Origin of the sequence: Vibrio cholerae ATCC 14035 (genome assembly GCF_000621645.1) — a bacterium.
GTDB classification, from domain to species: Bacteria; Pseudomonadota; Gammaproteobacteria; order Enterobacterales; family Vibrionaceae; genus Vibrio; species Vibrio cholerae.
This window is the reverse complement of record NZ_KK211323.1, coordinates 146,179-161,744: the sequence shown is the minus strand read 5'-3', so window position 1 is coordinate 161,744 and position 15,566 is coordinate 146,179. Positions and strand designations below refer to the sequence as shown.

Genomic DNA, 15,566 nt, shown 5'->3' with positions numbered 1-15,566 from the left:
AATGAGGTAAGACAAATTGTGCTTGGATAAAAAATCATTCAGACTAGAAAAATGAGTAGAACCGAGGGTAGGAAGTAGCAATAGCTTAGACTAGGTCAACTTATCCCTTGAACAAGGAAGCTCACAGAATTATTGGGGAAGAATTGGATTTTTAGAACGTCAGATGGGCGGAGACCCCAGCCACATCCCGGCACACACATCATCCGCTGTGGCTGCTTCCTTCCGGATCTGACCAGGTTCACGAACTAGTGTTGCGGGAGGACCAGGGCCCCCATCGATTTGAGTTTGGATTGCTCCAAAGCGGGTGCGATTATTAAACATCGACTTAGGCAATGCAAGCGATAATCCTGATTTACCCCCACATTGCTCATCAACCGAACAGCATTTCACCAGTTTGATTAAACGATGTGTAATCCTTTTACCTTGCTGGCAGCCTGAAATGGCGATTGCGTCGATTCCGCCTTAGCGCGATACATCGCAATATCCGCTTGGTGCATCACCTCATTGAGTGATTCGGTCCGCTCACGATTCTTAGCAATACCAATCGCCACACTCACTTCAAAACTGACATCGCGCTCTGCATCCACAAACATAAAACGTTCACATTGCGCAACCACATGTTCAAGCCGCTTAGCAGAACATTCACCGATTAAAATAAATTCATCCCCACCAATCCGATAGCTGCGCCCACGCCATACCGCTTCGATGCGCTGAGCCAACTGCTTAAGGACTTTGTCACCCACTTCATGTCCATACTGATCGTTGATTGATTTAAACGTATTCACGTCAAGATAAACCAAGCTTAGGCGAGGCGATAACCCGCGGCGGTATCGGTTATACAAAGCGCGACGATTGCGCAACTTAGTAAGGTTATCGGTATGTGATATGCCATGGAGGTAAAACGCCACCATAAACAAAACGATGAAAGCCATGGCAAAAAGCCATTGAGTACTGCGCTGATATTTCTTTTCCGCAAGTAATGTGGCTCGCCAATTTGGCTGATAATCATAGGTATGTATGATCTGTTCGGTATTGAGCATTTTAATTGCCCGAGAGAAAAGAGGTGCCAGAGTTGCAACAAGTGGATTTTTAGCAAAACCTATCGCAATGTCATATTGGTAGAAACTGCCAATCATGGTGTCTTCTACAATCGGTAACATCTCCGTTGACTCGCGAAGCAAGAGATTAAAATTGGCTCTATTGAGCACTATGTAGTCCACCTCTTTATTCAGTAAGGCTTGAACTTTCTCTTCCTGACTTGCGTAGCTGAACAAGATCTTGTTCGGCAGCATCTGCTGTAACAGCTCTTCAAAAAAATCGTCTTTGATGACGCCAATACGTTCAGCCACCAACTCAGACACATTGCTATACACATCGTCTTTATAGTGTTCACGTTTGACCAAAATCGCTTGTGGGTGGTAGTAGCTTTCACTGAAGTAAGCGAGGTTTTTACGCTGCTGAGAAACCGTTATAGGAGCCAAAATATCGATGCTTTTATCCTGTAAATCATCAAACATGCTCTCCCATGTTTCTTGACCATTACTGACCAATTCGCATTTCAGCAGTAGCATCTCACAGGCCTGAAACACAACATCAGCACTGATCCCACGAACCGAACCGTCTGGCTGATAAAGTGCATATTGCGGGTTGTTCTCTAGCTTAACACGCAATACACGCTGCACGTTGAGTCCGCTCTCAACCACGGATTGACGCAGAGCTTGCTTACGGATGTCCAATTGATACTTTTGGATCGATTCACGCAATAAACGTTGTACGTGAGCCGAATGCGCGTATTTTTCAATCTTGCCCAATAGCGCTGAGTGTTTGCCTTTAGGCGTCACAATAGAAACAGGCTGAATCGGTAATTGGTCGTTAAGGAGTTGTACATCAAGCCCTTTCAGTAGCATAGGTTTGAGCTGATTGATCGCATCAACCACTCCGTCTACTCGGCCACTTTCCAGCAAAGTGAGCGCTTCTAAATGCCCTTCATACTCAACTTGCTGGATATAGGGATAGTGTTCTTTTAGTAGGGTCCCGTAGGTGGTTCCTTTCGGGATACCCACGAGGCGCAACTCGGGTAAACGTAGGCCACCATAACTGTAGAGATAGGTGTACTCGATGTTGGTTGGTCTTGAAAAATCAAAACGTTGAGCACGCAAATCAGTGTAAGTAATGTTGGCAGCAAAATCGGCGTTGCCAGTCTCTATCGCCACCAGAATATCGTTAAAACTGGGGTAGTTGACGTATTCAATTTCAAGGTTGAAGTGGTGAGCAATCGAATCAAAAAGCACACGAGTCACCACGTCATCCGCTTCGGTGGCGACCTTATACGTCGTAGATGTAGCGGCTAAACTGCTGGTGGAAATCAATAGCCAACCTAGCCAAAGGAAGACTCGGCGTGAAAAAGCGTTAAGTAGCATAGACGTTGAATAATGGTATGTTGTATTTTTTGCTGCGCATTTTATCGTAAATACCCCCACCCCACTATCAACTTTAGGTAATAAATTTCATAGAGCCACCGATGCTTTATTAGGCTCTCATCTGGCTATTTGATGCACTCAATGGACTATTCGTGCGCTTCCTCTGTGCTTTTCAATACATAGTCTGTGGTCCAAGCTGTGACCAAAATGCAGATCCATACCACAAAGACCGGATTGGGCACTTCTGTCGCGGGTGAAACGACTAACGCAGCAAAACTGACACAAGGTAGGCTCCATCCCAACAAGCTTCCCCAGTTTAAAGAAGGGGTTGCTTTGGGGATCAGGTTTTCGCATGCAGCAATAATTCCGGTTATCAGTAACGCTAGGGTGACCGCATAAAATTGCTCGGCCACCCAGAGCGGAATCACTAAAGCCAATGCCCACCAACTGTGAGCATGATTTGGTTTCCAACCTCGAGCTGCCCACCAGATCAACATCACCATAACTATCTGCACCACAGTCACCATAGGTGAGCCTTCCAGTTTGCCCGCCGATTGCGTTACCATGATGCCGACTTGCAAAGTGAGTACAATCAAAGCACTGACTAAGATCACTCCCCAGTTACTACGTGGAGAAAACGCCACCATCAACAGCGGAATAAGCACCCACTGACTGATAGACAACGCCACCGGTTGGAGTGGTAAGGTTAGGCCAAAGATCCCCATCGCGAGCAACATGACAACGCTAGAAAATCCTGATTTAGGTAATAGCCAGAGAGCAGGGATCAGAAATGCGATGATCGGAATATCGCCCTCACTCAAACCTGCCACATACGCAGCAACAATGGAAAACAGAATCGCGATGAGAAATTGTAAGGCAGACAGTATCATGCCAACTCCCTATACCTATCCTTGGTAAACTTGTTTCGGGCACTTGTATTATGGACCAGTTTTTACAACAGATCTTTGTCGTGATTCACCAAATTCCGGTTGGTCGGGTTTCGACTTACGGCGCTATCGCCAAAATGGCCGGTTATCCGGGCTATGCACGCCATGTGGGCAAAGCGCTGGGTCATTTACCTGAGGGGAGTCAGTTACCTTGGTTTCGAGTCATCAACAGCCAAGGCAAAATTTCACTACAAGGGGAAGATTTTGTGCGCCAGCGGCAATTATTGTTAGCCGAAGGGATAGAGGTGAGTGACACTGGGAAAATATCGCTACGTAAATATCAATGGCAGCCGTGATGGCTGCCATTGTGCAATCAGAAAAGCTTAACGGAATAACGCCTTATCGCGAGTTATTCGCCATGCACACCAATCAGCATCATAGGTACGTGTTTAGTCGCTTCAGGATCGGTGATCACACCGTAATGAGTATCCGTGATGAAACGTAGCTTACCGTCGACTTCGATACGCGCACTCACACTGTAACGGTGACTCGCTTTGATCTTGCGGCTGTCATACGCTAGGTTGAATTCAAGTGGTACTTGCATACCATTAGTGATGAAGTTCTGTTTTGCGATAACCGTCGCTGGCGCATCAGCCAAGGAAACGTCTTGTAGGTAAACTGTCACCACCGCATTATCCGGCAACGCAATGCGTTCACGGTATGCCACACTCCCCGTAATCGATTGGATTTTATCTTGTGTCTTGTTGGATTCATTCATTTGGCAGCCTACGAGTACAGAACCAAACAGGATAGAGATAACAATAAGTAGAACCTTTTTCATAGCGCCTCACTACACAACTGGGAAACATCACATTAGAAAACCAGCAAATTATATGCCACCACGGTATTTGTGTCATTGGACAGCAGGATTATTGACAAATGTCTGACTAACATCACAAAATCATCAAACTACAAAAGAGGGTCCTAAGTCATGAGTAAACCGTTAGACGAATTATTAAGTCTGCTGCAATTGGAGAAACTGGAAGAGGGGCTGTATCGCGGTGCCAGCGAAAATTTGGGGCTTCCTCAAGTCTATGGCGGACAAGTGATTGGCCAAGCCTTGTCGGCAGCTCGCTACACGGTCGAGTCAGATCGCACTGTGCACTCTTTCCATAGCTATTTTCTTTACCCTGGCGATCCAGAAAAACCGATTATTTACGATGTAGAAAATCTTCGTGATGGCAAAAGCTTCAGCACTCGCCGTGTTAAAGCGATCCAAAATGGTCGGCCAATTTTTTATCTGACTGCGTCCTACCATGGTGATGCACCGGGATTTGAGCACCAAAAAACCATGCCTGTGGTTCCAGGGCCAGAGAACTTTGCTTCCGAATCCGAACTCGCGGCGCAGATTGCGCATTTCTTACCAGAAAAACTGCAAAAAGCGTTTTGTGGTGAAAAACCGATTGAGATGCGTCCCGTTACTGTCATCAACCCCTTGAAGCCAGAAAAAGCGGAGCCTAAGCAGTATTTGTGGATCCGAGCCAATGGCGATATGCCCGATGACCAGCTCATCCATCAGTATTTGCTTGGCTATGCGTCTGACTGGGGCTTTTTAGTGACCGCCTTGCATCCACACGGTGTTTCTCTGATGACACCAAAATTCCAAGTGGCAACCATTGACCACTCTATCTGGTTCCACCGTCCGTTTAAGATGGATGACTGGCTACTGTTTGCCATCGAAAGTCCTACGGCGAGCAATACACGTGGTTTAGTGCGTGGTGAGATTTATGATCGCCAAGGCAATTTGGTCGCAACAGCCGTCCAAGAAGGCGTTATGCGCTTTTTAAGCTGATCTCACCCTTAGAGCGGTAACTGAGTCGTGTATTTAAGTGACTCCATCGCAAAGGTGGAGGTCACTTTGTTCAACCCTTCGATACTATTGACCAGTTTTTTATAGAATCGGTCAAAACACGGCATATCTTTGACCTGCACCTTCATCATGTAATCGTATTCTCCCGCCATGCGATAAAACTCCATCACTTCGGGAAACTCTTCCACGGCAGTCACAAAGCGGCAGTACCATTCATGGGAGTGGTTATTGGTCGTCACCATGACAAAGGCCGTGAAAGAGAGGTCAAGGGCTTGCGCATCAAGCAGTGCGACTCGCTCGCGAATCACGCCACCTTCTTCCATTTTTTTCAAACGCTTCCAGCAAGGCGTTGTGGTTAAATTGACCGCTTCGGCTAATTCATTGAGTGACACGGTGCAGTCTTGTTGCAAAATGGCCAAGATTTGCCGATCAACTTTGTCGAGCAACATACAAATTGCCTTTTTTAGAGAAAATTTTTCTACAAAACTACAAAAGCATAGGCAAAATGGCAAAGTTTTTCTCTCCAAGCCTAGCTAAACTGATTCGGTAACCTAAGGGAGAAACTGGATTATGTGTACCGACCATCAGTGGATTAACAGTGCAATTCGTAAAATTGAAGCAGACTATCAACGCTCCGCCGACACCCATCTGATTAAACTCGATTTACCTTGCGTCTCTGGCGTCGATATCTATCTGAAAGATGAAAGTACCCACCCCACCGGTTCTCTCAAACACCGTCTCGCCCGTTCACTGTTTTTATATGGGCTGTGTAATGGCTGGATTGGCCCAGAAACTACCATTATTGAATCCTCATCTGGCAGTACTGCCGTATCGGAAGCTTACTTTGCTCGCTTGCTTGGCCTACCCTTTATTGCCGTGATGCCAAAGTGCACCGCGCGTAAAAAAATCGAACAGATCCAGTTCTATGGGGGCAAGGCGCATCTTGTAGATCGCTCCGATCAAATTTACGCAGAATCTCATCGTCTCGCGAAAGAGCTGAAAGGCCACTACATGGATCAGTTTACTTACGCTGAACGAGCCACCGACTGGCGTGGTAACAGCAACATCGCTGACAGTATTTTTAGCCAGATGCAGATGGAACAACACCCCGTTCCAAGCTGGATTGTGATGAGCCCGGGGACGGGAGGCACCTCAGCCACTATCGGCCGCTTTATTCGCTACCAACAATACAACACCAAACTGTGTGTGGTTGACCCGGAAAACTCGGTTTTTTATGACTACTACCGCACGCGAAATGCCGAGCTAACCCGTGACTGCGGCAGCAAAATTGAAGGCATTGGCCGCCCAAGAGTCGAGCCGAGCTTTATTCCTGATGTGGTAGATGAAATGCGTGCGATCCCTGATGCCGCGAGTGTAGCGACCATCTACTGGTTGGAGAAAATTCTTGGCCGTAAAGCAGGCGCCTCCACTGGCACTAACCTGTATGGCGCGCTGCAACTCGCCTGCGAAATGAAGCGCCGCGGTGAGCAAGGTTCGATTGTCACGCTCTTGTGCGATAGCGGTGAACGCTACCTTGATACCTATTACAACTCTGAGTGGGTCAAAAACAACATTGGCGATTTAAGTAAATATCTGCACAAGTTGGAAACATTCTCCGCGACAGGCTGTTTGGATTAAGTGCTTACTCCATGCAAACCATCCCAGCGCAAAAAGCGATGATTTAGGGATGACCATGAAAAAACGCGCTTAGCAAACTAAGCGCGTTTTTTCATTACGGCAACGAACAGTAAACCAATCAACCTTAAACCAAGGGACGTTGGCCTCGACTGATCAGTTTCAGCAACACATTGTCGGCGGCATCACCGGCCACTCCGGCCAGTTTATCGGCCAGCTTTTTCTTTTGCGTATAACGCAGCAGAAGTACGGTTTTGCTCTTGCACGCGGCAACAATCAAATCATCGGACGTTTGAATCTCATCGACCAACCCCAGAGCTTTGGCCTGCGTGCCAAACCAGTGTTCACCTGTCGCGACTTTATCGAGATCCAACGCGGGTCGATGCTCACGGATAAAGTCTTTGAACAGTTGATGTGTTTCTTCCAGCTCTTGCTTGAACTTTTCACGCGCTTTATCGGTGTTTTCACCAAACATGGTTAAGGTGCGCTTGTATTCGCCCGCCGTGAGCTGTTCAAACTCGATATCGTTCTTTTTCAGCAGTTTATGGAAGTTTGGTAACTGAGCCACCACACCGATAGATCCGACAATCGCAAATGGCGCACTGACGATTTTATCAGCGATGCAGGCCATCATATAACCGCCGCTAGCTGCAACTTTATCTACCGCAATCGTCAGCGGTAAGCCAGCCGCTTTAAGGCGATCCAGTTGTGATGATGCCAAACCATAACCATGCACCATGCCGCCACCAGTTTCCAAACGCAGCAGCACTTCATCACCCGCTTGTGCCACCGCCAAAATCGCGCTCACCTCTTCACGCAGTGAAGCGACTTCTTTCGCATCAATACTGCCGTGAAAATCAAGCACAAACAGATGCGGATCGCGTTTGCTTTCCAATTCACCTTCTTTCGCCGCTTGCTTAAGCGACTTTTCACGACTTTTCTGCTCAGCTTTTTCTTTCTTCTTATCCGCTTTATCGCGCGCTTTTAAAAACGCTTCGTCATGCAGATAAGCCTCTAAACGCTCAACCGTCTCTTTATGCTGTTCGGTCAGATCGGTGATTTCCAACTCCCCTTTGGCACCACCACTGCGTCCGCCCAATGATTTTACTATCACTAGTACTGCGACCAATGCGACTACCACAGTCACAATCTTGGCCAAAAACAGGCCGTAATCTAACAAAAACTCCAAGTGACTCATCCTTCTTGAATACGAATTGGTGTATTGTAACCACCTTGTCACGAAGACTTAAAGCAAATCCTCTTCCAACTCGACTAACCTTGGATTTTTGACACGCCTCAGCCAGAGTTTGCCAGCAGGAAGAGCTAAAAAATAATAAGGAATAAGACGTGAATTATTCAGTCTCAACAGACGCTTTGAAAGAGAAAGTGATTTTAGTCACCGGAGCGGGTGATGGTATTGGTAAGCAAGCGGCGATCAGTTTCGCGGCGCACGGCGCGACCGTGATTTTACTTGGCCGTACCGTGAAAAAGCTCGAACAAACCTATGATGCTATTGAAGCAGCGGGTTATCCGACACCGGCGATTGTTCCTTTAGATATGAAAGGCGCAACCAAACAAAATTATCTGGATATGGTCGATACAATAGAAGATCAATTTGGCCGTTTGGATGGCGTATTACACAATGCCAGCTTGCTTGGCGTACTCAGCCCCTTCGATCAAATTGGCGAAGACAGCTTCGATGAAGTGATGCAAGTGAACGTGAAAGCACAGTTCCTTATGACTCAAGCGCTGCTACCGCTGCTGCACAAATCAGCCGATGCTCGAATTGTGTTTACCACGTCTACCGTAGGTCATATTGGCCGTGCTTTCTGGGCAACTTACGCGATTTCTAAGTTTGCGACTGAAGGTATGATGCAAATTCTGGCCGATGAATTGAGTGAAAGCACCATTCGAGTCAATGCGATTAACCCGGGCGGCACTCGCACCGCGATGCGCGCGAAAGCCTACCCAGCAGAGGATGCAGACAAGTTAAAAACACCGCTCGATATTATGCCACTCTATCTGTACTTGATGGCTCCAGAAGGCCGTGAAGTGCACGGTCAATGTATTGATGCCCAGCCAAAGAAATAACGCGGTTTAGTTTTCGCTTTCACACAAAGACAAACGCCTTGCAAGCAGCAAGGCGTTTTTGTTCTCTAACATCACCATCGATGAGTAAAGCGCTTAATCTCGACTCATCAGCACAATGTGATCTTCCCAATCAATCACATCCACTTCATAAACGATTTTACCGCGCACACTTTCATCGGCGGCATGCATGGCGTCTTTCGAGCCGGTCAGCAAAGGATGCCATTCTGGAAGTGTTTGACCATTACCAAGCAAACGGTAAGCGCAGGTATCAGGCAGCCAGTTAAACTCTTCAATCTTGTCGCGAGTGAGCTTTAAACACTCTTCACCTGAGCTAAAACGATTGGGGTAATCTTTACAAGAGCAGGTGTCGCTATTGAGCCAGCTACACGCCACATTGGTGTAGTAGATTTCATCCGTATCTTCGTCCATGAGTTTGTGCAGACAACATTTACCACAGCCATCGCACAGCGATTCCCACTCGGCTTCGGTCATTTGGTCTAACGTTTTGCTTTGCCAGAAGGGTGTACTCATTGCAGTGTCTTACGGTTTATCTATCGGGGGGACGATTTATACTCTTTACATCGCTAAAGTGCAAGAAAAGCGCAAGTGCATCCTATCAAGCTTTCTGTTAGGATGGCCGCCCATTTTTCCAGCGCAAAGAGATTATGATGGATTGTCGATTAGGCTGCGGCGCTTGCTGCATAGCGCCAAGCATCTCCTCCCCGATTCCAGGCATGCCGAATGGCAAACCGGCTGGTGTGCGCTGTGTTCAGCTTAATGAGGATAATTTGTGCCAACTATTTGGCCGCCCTGAGCGCCCAAAAGTGTGTCACGATTTCAAAGCTTGCCCTGTCGTGTGTGGAAAAACCAATCAGCAAGCCTTGGCTAACTTAACCGAACTTGAGCGATTAACTTAAGCATAACGTGGATTCCGCTACGCGACTTCGCCTCCGAACACAGATTAAAAGACAAGTACAGATAAAAGAATGCCGCTCATCGAGCGGCATTGTAATTTTTGAGGCTGAGTTAAAACAGTTTGTGACGGCCCAACAGCGAATGGGATAAGGTCGTGCCATCCACCAACTCAAGTTCGCCGCCCACGGGAACACCATGTGCAATGCGGCTTGCGGTGACTTGATGCTCACGACACAACTCGGCAATGTATTGCGCGGTCGCCTCACCTTCCACCGTCGGGTTAGTGGCGAGGATCACCTCACTGATATCACCGCGTTGCAAGCGATAATCCAGCGTATCGAGGCCAATATCGCTCGGGCCAATACCATCCAGCGGTGATAAGTGCCCCATCAACACAAAATAGCGACCAGAAAATTGACCGGTAGCTTCTAGCGCCGCAATATCTGCTGGGCTTTCAACCACACACAACTGACCATTTTCTTTACGTTTTGGGTTGCTACAGATGTGACAAACATCCTGCTCAGTAAAAGTTCGGCACTCCTGACAATGGCCGATTTCGACCATCGCCTGACTCAGTGCCTCAGCCAGTTGTAAACCACCTTTACGATCGCGCTGTAACAGATGGAATGCCATACGCTGCGCTGATTTTGGGCCAACACCCGGCAGGCAGCGTAATGCTTCCATCAAATGTTCCAGCATGTGACTGGTACGCATAAATTCAGCTCAGATTAGAATGGCATTTTCATGCCCGGAGGCAGTTGCATTCCACCGGTGATTGAAGCCATTTTTTCTTTTTGCGTCTCTTCGATACGACGAGCGGCATCATTAAATGCGGCAGCAATCAAATCTTCCAGCATCTCTTTGTCGTCTTCCATCAGACTTTCATCGATGTTGACACGGCGCACGCTGTGGCTGCCAGTGACGGTCACTTTCACAAGGCCAGCACCGGATTCACCGGTCACTTCCATGTTTGCGATCTCTTCTTGCAGCTTTTGCATACGCTCTTGCATTTGTTGGGCTTGCTTCATCAGGTTGCCCATTCCGCCTTTACCAAACATCTTTATCTCTCTGGTTATCGTTGAATGTTTCACATAGTGTGGGGGTGAGACACTTAGGTTTCAACCCCAGTTAAATGGGTCGTACGCTGTCACTATCGAGCTGCGCATTAAATCGACGCTCAATAAACTGCACGTTTGGATCAGTTTGTAAACTGTGCAGCGCAGAAGTGAGTTTCTGCTGGTAGAGCCGCTCACGCAGCTCAAGGGGTGTTTCACCCTCTTGCCCGACGGTAATGTTTAATGAACAAGCTTCACCAAGCACATGATTCAATGCCTGTTCTAACTCTTGCTGCGCTTTTTCGTTGTGCAGATGGGCATGACTTGGACGCAGCGTTAGAGAAATCTGATCGCCTTGACGAGCAAAAGCGGAATTCAGCGCCAATTGCTCAACCATTTTGGCAGTCTCTAGCTGTTGAACCAATGCCGACCACGCGTCTTGCGCGACCGCTTCTTCAATCAACTTCGCTCCCATTTCCGGCGTTTTTTCATGCTCTAACGCTTTTTTCAGTTGCGTTGGCGTGACTTCACTTTTTACCGCCACTTCGATAGGTTGCATCGGACGCCATTGATAGATTTCCTCTTCGGGCTCCAACTCATCTTCATCATTGCGTTCTGGCGACACCTGCACTTGTTGTGCTCTCTGCGCAATACGCTCTAGCGCCGACGCTGGAGTAGCAGATGTCGCGTCAGACTTTTTTCCATCCGCGCCTTTGTTTTGTACTTCTTGTCGCTTAGAGCGCAGTTGATGACGCAACCCTGCTAGGGCTGGCATGCTGGCCTGACTCTGCGTGTCGGTATTGGTGACAACAGAGACTTCTGGAGCGTTTATCGAGTGTGATGCTTCTCGCTGAGTGACTGGCACCGCGCTTTCTACCACAGGCTGTGCTGCCATCATTGGCGGTGCGACAGAGTAAGGTATCGCTTGCGAGGCAGGTTGCGATACGTTTGACTGCGCAACGGGTTGTGGTTGCGGTGCTGAAGTCGCCATTTGAGAAGTCGGTGCCGCGATTGTTGGAGCTGTCACTGCCGTATTGGGTGGCAAAATCACACTCGCCAAGGAGACGTGAGATGGACGAAACGCCATCATACGCAGCATCAACATTTCAATGCCAATTCGCGCCGTGGGTGACAGTGGTAAATCTTGTCGACCTTTGAGCGCAATTTGGTAGTAAAGCTGCACATCTTGCGGCGCTAAGGTTTTGGCCAACGACTCAATACGCGATGCCTCTGGCAGCGATTTATCCAAGGTGGCAGGCAGCGCTTGGTACATAGCAATTCGATGCAGTTGAGTCGAAAGCTGTTGCAGCAATCCATCCCACTCTACGCCATTTGGGGCAAGTGTTTCGATGCAATCCATGACTGCTTGTGGCGTTTGCAAGCTGATGGCTTGCAAGAGATGCAGGGCATGATCCGTGTCTAGCGTGCCAAGCATGCGCGCGACGATGTCACTTTTCACAACGCCATTGCCCAACGCAATCGCTTGATCGGTCAAGCTAAGAGCATCGCGCATACTGCCATCCGCAGCATGGGCGAGCAGATTGAGTGCTTTGCTGTCGCTCGAGATCTGTTCGGCGTGCAGCACTTTATCGAGCTGCTGCTGGATATTTTCTACACTGATCGGTTTGAGATGGAACTGCAAACAGCGCGACAAGATGGTCACAGGCAGCTTTTGTGGATCAGTGGTTGCCAGCAAAAACTTCACATACTCAGGCGGCTCTTCAAGCGTTTTCAGTAGCGCATTGAAGCTGTGACGCGAGAGCATATGAACTTCATCGATCAGGTAAACTTTGAAGCGTCCACGCGCAGGTTTGTACTGCACGTTGTCGAGTAGCTCGCGCGTATCTTCCACTTTGGTGCGTGATGCAGCGTCAATCTCGAGCAGATCCACAAAGCGTCCCTGATCAATTTCTTGACAGGTTGCACACTGGCCGCAAGACGTAGCCGTTATGCCCGTCTCGCAGTTGAGCCCCTTCGCAAACAAACGACCTATGGTGGTCTTACCCACGCCTCGAGTGCCACTAAACAAGTACGCATGGTGCAAACGGTTTTGCGCCAAAGCGTTCTCTAAAGCGGTTAAAACATGGGATTGTCCGACCACTTCGCTAAATCGTGTCGGACGCCATTTGCGTGCTAAAGCAAGATAACTCATTCCAATATCCGTTGTCGGTTAGTGACCTTCAAATTCACAGATGCTGTAAACCTGCAAGCCTAACCCTTCAAGGCGCTTATCACCACCAATTTCTGGCAAGTTGATCACGAAGGCAGCGTGCTCGACTTCTCCCCCTAATTGACGGATAAGCTTAGTGGTCGCTTCAATCGTACCACCGGTCGCCAGCAGGTCATCCACCACCAGTACTTTGTCGCCCGGTTTGATCGCATCCACATGAATTTCGAGCGTATCAGTACCGTATTCCAGCTCATAAGATTGAGCGACGGTTTGACGCGGCAATTTACCCGGCTTACGCACAGGCACAAAGCCGACACCCAGTTCTAGTGCTAGAGGAGCACCAAATAAGAAACCACGCGCTTCTGTGCCCACAACCTTGGTAAAACCCATGTCTTTGTACTTTTCAACCAGAAGTTGAATGGTCGCTTGGTAGGCTTGGGCATCTTCCAGCAAGCTGGTCACATCACGAAACAGAATGCCTTTTTTCGGGTAGTCAGGAATACTTTTGATGCTGGATTTGATCAGTGAAAGAGTTTCAGTTGTCATAGTTACTTTAACTTCAGTTGCTTCATCACCTTAGGTGATGACAGAACAATTTCGGAGCCGTCTGCCACAAGGGAACGACAGCACTGAAAAAACAAAGCCCACTCGAAGAGTGGGCACACTTCCCGCTAATGCTAGTGATTTTCTTGTTGGTTAGCAACCAGCTCATGGGTTGGTAAACGGATAAACCAAGTGATCAAAAGCACAAGCCAGATAAACAGCGCAACCTTGAGCCACAGCCAAGGAACCATCCAGATCGAAAAGGCAAAACTCAGCACGATAAAGAGTGTGGCACGCTTTTTCACCACTTTACTGACCGCGCCATGTTGTTGCCAGTTTTGAATCATAGGGCCAAATGTCGCATGTTGATTCAACCAGCGATAGAACCGAGGACTGCTGCGTAAAAAACAAGCACTAGACAGTAAGATAAAGGGGGTGGTGGGCAGAAGAGGAAGAAATATGCCCAGTATCCCTAGGCATAGACTGGTTATTCCAATAACACTGAACAAAAAACGTGGTAAGGATGAACGCATTAAAATCCAGCGTACCCGTTAAATACACGAATCCAAGTCAGTGTCGCAGGCAGAGTCGGGATCAGCAGGACTGCAACCACGCCTAGAAAGTAATAGATATTGAAGGGTTCTTTGAACTCTTGGTTTGCCATTGTAATTTTCTCTTTTGGGTGACTTTAAACTGGGCAACTCTAAGGTAGCCTCATTAATTTTGTGGTCGGAACTATAACGAAAGCGAGCTGCAACAAACACTGACAATGTATAAGGTTATTAGCAGCTCGATGCAAAGTTACAATCACACTCACACTTTAGGCGGAAAAATCACCCCTCACAACCTTGATAGAGATCCAAAGTAAAACTGTAGGCACTGGGTTTACTTAAACTGATTTGACAAGCAGCACGAATCGGCAAATCTTTGGTGATGAAATTGCGCAGGCTATTATCACCTAGCTGAACACCAGAAGTAATCCGATTGTGTACGTAGCCGTTTGACCACTGGCAATCAAGCCCCGCGGGTAATAGTGACAAAGTACCATCAGCAAGATCAGCCACCCCAAACAGGGCAGAAACTTTACCAATACACTCAGAACAATGGATTCCCCGTTCGATGATTTCGGCAAGATCTTTTAGTTCGACACTAAAGTTACGCAGATTTCGCAAATAATCATGGAACAAGGCGCGCACCAGCAATGTAGAAGCTGCCCCACACTCACGATGGCTCGCGGCATCAACCACATAGAACACAAATTGACCGTTCATAAGCCAAGCGTAGTCAAAAACCAGTGGCATCAATTCGGCGGACTGTAGTAATCGATAGCTGCATTTCCAGCTCCCAAGCTGAGAATCCTTTTCTGGTAATAGTGCTTCGAGCAATTCTTTGGCAGCATTGGGGTTGTCTTTCAAATATTGTAAATGCCAATGCAACTCTTGCTCTTCAGGGATACTCCCTTGGCGATCAGCACCATACCAACAACTTGCAAAATCTCGTTGATGATCATCATTCGCCAACACTTTTTCTATTGCGCTCGCAAGATGTGAATGATTGGTGATCGGTTTGGGTAGAAAATCTTTAATCCCAAAGCGCAGCGCTTTAGCCACATCGGCCATTTCTTCGGTGGCCGAAACAACAACCAGAGGCAAAGAAGGATAGGACGAACTGACCTCCTCAACGAACTCAATTCCGTTAAGCACAGGCATGGACAAATCACACAGAATCAAGTCTGGCTCGTGATCACGCAATTTTCGCAAACCATCCAAACCGTTTTCAGCTTCGATCACTTGATAGCCATATTTTTGAAGATAGCCTTTGGTCATTCGTCGGAAAACAGGATCGTCATCCACCAGCAAAATCAGCTTTGCTGCCGTTATCTGCGCTTCTTCTTCGCAGTCTTCCGGGATGTGAGATTTATACATAAACATCGACCTCACTAATAAAGTCTACCGCACAAGTCACCATTAGCTTGCGGCG

General features: G+C 47.8%; 18 protein-coding genes and 1 other RNA gene. 5 read left to right on the top strand and 14 right to left on the bottom strand.

What is annotated here, in order from left to right:
• Positions 1–171: 171 nt before the first annotated feature.
• From ffs to T411_RS0117470, 3 genes are all read right to left on the bottom strand, one after another.
• Positions 172–268: signal recognition particle sRNA small type (gene ffs, locus T411_RS1000000120635), an RNA gene on the bottom strand.
• 130 nt (positions 269–398) lie between these two features.
• Positions 399–2,420, bottom strand: a complete 2,022-nt coding sequence (locus T411_RS0117475; protein ID WP_001912619.1) for a GGDEF domain-containing protein — start codon at positions 2,418–2,420, stop codon at positions 399–401.
• 146 nt (positions 2,421–2,566) lie between these two features.
• Entirely contained in the window at positions 2,567–3,310 is a 744-nt protein-coding gene (locus T411_RS0117470; RefSeq protein WP_000603545.1) for a VP0952 family biofilm-associated protein, read from the bottom strand.
• Positions 3,311–3,360: 50 nt separating this feature from the next.
• Here T411_RS0117470 and T411_RS0117465 point away from each other — a divergent pair, with 50 nt between their 5' ends.
• Complete coding sequence (locus tag T411_RS0117465) at positions 3,361–3,663, top strand: DNA base-flipping protein (protein WP_000371949.1); 303 nt, start codon at positions 3,361–3,363, stop codon at positions 3,661–3,663.
• 53 nt (positions 3,664–3,716) lie between these two features.
• Here the strand turns inward: T411_RS0117465 and T411_RS0117460 are convergent, their stop codons facing one another.
• Entirely contained in the window at positions 3,717–4,148 is a 432-nt protein-coding gene (locus T411_RS0117460) for a YbaY family lipoprotein (protein WP_000756880.1), read from the bottom strand.
• Positions 4,149–4,298: 150 nt separating this feature from the next.
• Here T411_RS0117460 and tesB point away from each other — a divergent pair, with 150 nt between their 5' ends.
• Positions 4,299–5,159, top strand: coding sequence for an acyl-CoA thioesterase II (gene tesB / locus T411_RS0117455; protein WP_000042747.1), 861 nt, complete (start codon positions 4,299–4,301; stop codon positions 5,157–5,159).
• 8 nt (positions 5,160–5,167) lie between these two features.
• On the opposite strand, the gene T411_RS0117450 is transcribed toward tesB, so the two are convergent.
• Positions 5,168–5,626, bottom strand: a complete 459-nt coding sequence (locus T411_RS0117450) for an Lrp/AsnC family transcriptional regulator (RefSeq protein ID WP_000923262.1) — start codon at positions 5,624–5,626, stop codon at positions 5,168–5,170.
• A gap of 121 nt (positions 5,627–5,747) precedes the next feature.
• Between T411_RS0117450 and T411_RS0117445 the strand changes: the two genes are divergently transcribed.
• Entirely contained in the window at positions 5,748–6,815 is a 1,068-nt protein-coding gene (locus T411_RS0117445) for a PLP-dependent cysteine synthase family protein (RefSeq protein WP_000337335.1), read from the top strand.
• A gap of 124 nt (positions 6,816–6,939) precedes the next feature.
• Here the strand turns inward: T411_RS0117445 and sohB are convergent, their stop codons facing one another.
• Complete coding sequence (gene sohB / locus T411_RS0117440) at positions 6,940–8,001, bottom strand: protease SohB (RefSeq protein ID WP_000394900.1); 1,062 nt, start codon at positions 7,999–8,001, stop codon at positions 6,940–6,942.
• A 158-nt stretch (positions 8,002–8,159) separates the two neighbouring features.
• Here sohB and T411_RS0117435 point away from each other — a divergent pair, with 158 nt between their 5' ends.
• Positions 8,160–8,903 (top strand): YciK family oxidoreductase, encoded by a 744-nt coding sequence (locus T411_RS0117435; RefSeq protein WP_001109956.1) that lies wholly within the window; start codon positions 8,160–8,162, stop codon positions 8,901–8,903.
• Positions 8,904–8,996: 93 nt separating this feature from the next.
• Here the strand turns inward: T411_RS0117435 and T411_RS0117430 are convergent, their stop codons facing one another.
• Positions 8,997–9,434 (bottom strand): YcgN family cysteine cluster protein, encoded by a 438-nt coding sequence (locus tag T411_RS0117430; RefSeq protein WP_001880862.1) that lies wholly within the window; start codon positions 9,432–9,434, stop codon positions 8,997–8,999.
• A gap of 137 nt (positions 9,435–9,571) precedes the next feature.
• Here T411_RS0117430 and T411_RS0117425 point away from each other — a divergent pair, with 137 nt between their 5' ends.
• Positions 9,572–9,820 (top strand): YkgJ family cysteine cluster protein, encoded by a 249-nt coding sequence (locus T411_RS0117425; protein WP_000340598.1) that lies wholly within the window; start codon positions 9,572–9,574, stop codon positions 9,818–9,820.
• 109 nt (positions 9,821–9,929) lie between these two features.
• Here T411_RS0117425 and recR read toward each other — a convergent pair whose 3' ends face one another.
• The 7 genes from recR to T411_RS0117390 all read right to left on the bottom strand — a co-directional run bounded on the left by recR (position 9,930) and on the right by T411_RS0117390 (position 15,511).
• Complete coding sequence (gene recR / locus T411_RS0117420; protein ID WP_001260579.1) at positions 9,930–10,532, bottom strand: recombination mediator RecR; 603 nt, start codon at positions 10,530–10,532, stop codon at positions 9,930–9,932.
• 14 nt (positions 10,533–10,546) lie between these two features.
• Positions 10,547–10,876, bottom strand: coding sequence for a YbaB/EbfC family nucleoid-associated protein (locus T411_RS0117415; RefSeq protein ID WP_000467102.1), 330 nt, complete (start codon positions 10,874–10,876; stop codon positions 10,547–10,549).
• Positions 10,877–10,946: 70 nt separating this feature from the next.
• Entirely contained in the window at positions 10,947–13,025 is a 2,079-nt protein-coding gene (dnaX, locus tag T411_RS0117410) for a DNA polymerase III subunit gamma/tau (protein WP_000120804.1), read from the bottom strand.
• An 18-nt stretch (positions 13,026–13,043) separates the two neighbouring features.
• Positions 13,044–13,589, bottom strand: a complete 546-nt coding sequence (gene apt / locus T411_RS0117405; RefSeq protein WP_000206218.1) for an adenine phosphoribosyltransferase — start codon at positions 13,587–13,589, stop codon at positions 13,044–13,046.
• 131 nt (positions 13,590–13,720) lie between these two features.
• Positions 13,721–14,119, bottom strand: coding sequence for a YbaN family protein (locus T411_RS0117400; protein WP_001892232.1), 399 nt, complete (start codon positions 14,117–14,119; stop codon positions 13,721–13,723).
• The gene (locus T411_RS1000000121515) at positions 14,119–14,250 is read right to left on the bottom strand and encodes a hypothetical protein (protein ID WP_000013199.1); all 132 of its coding nucleotides are present in this window, start codon (positions 14,248–14,250) and stop codon (positions 14,119–14,121) included. Before T411_RS1000000121515 ends, T411_RS0117400 begins: the two co-directional genes overlap by 1 nt.
• A 169-nt stretch (positions 14,251–14,419) precedes the next feature.
• Positions 14,420–15,511: a response regulator gene (locus T411_RS0117390; protein WP_001911483.1), complete on the bottom strand. Its 1,092-nt coding sequence runs from the start codon at positions 15,509–15,511 to the stop codon at positions 14,420–14,422.
• Positions 15,512–15,566: the final 55 nt, after the last annotated feature.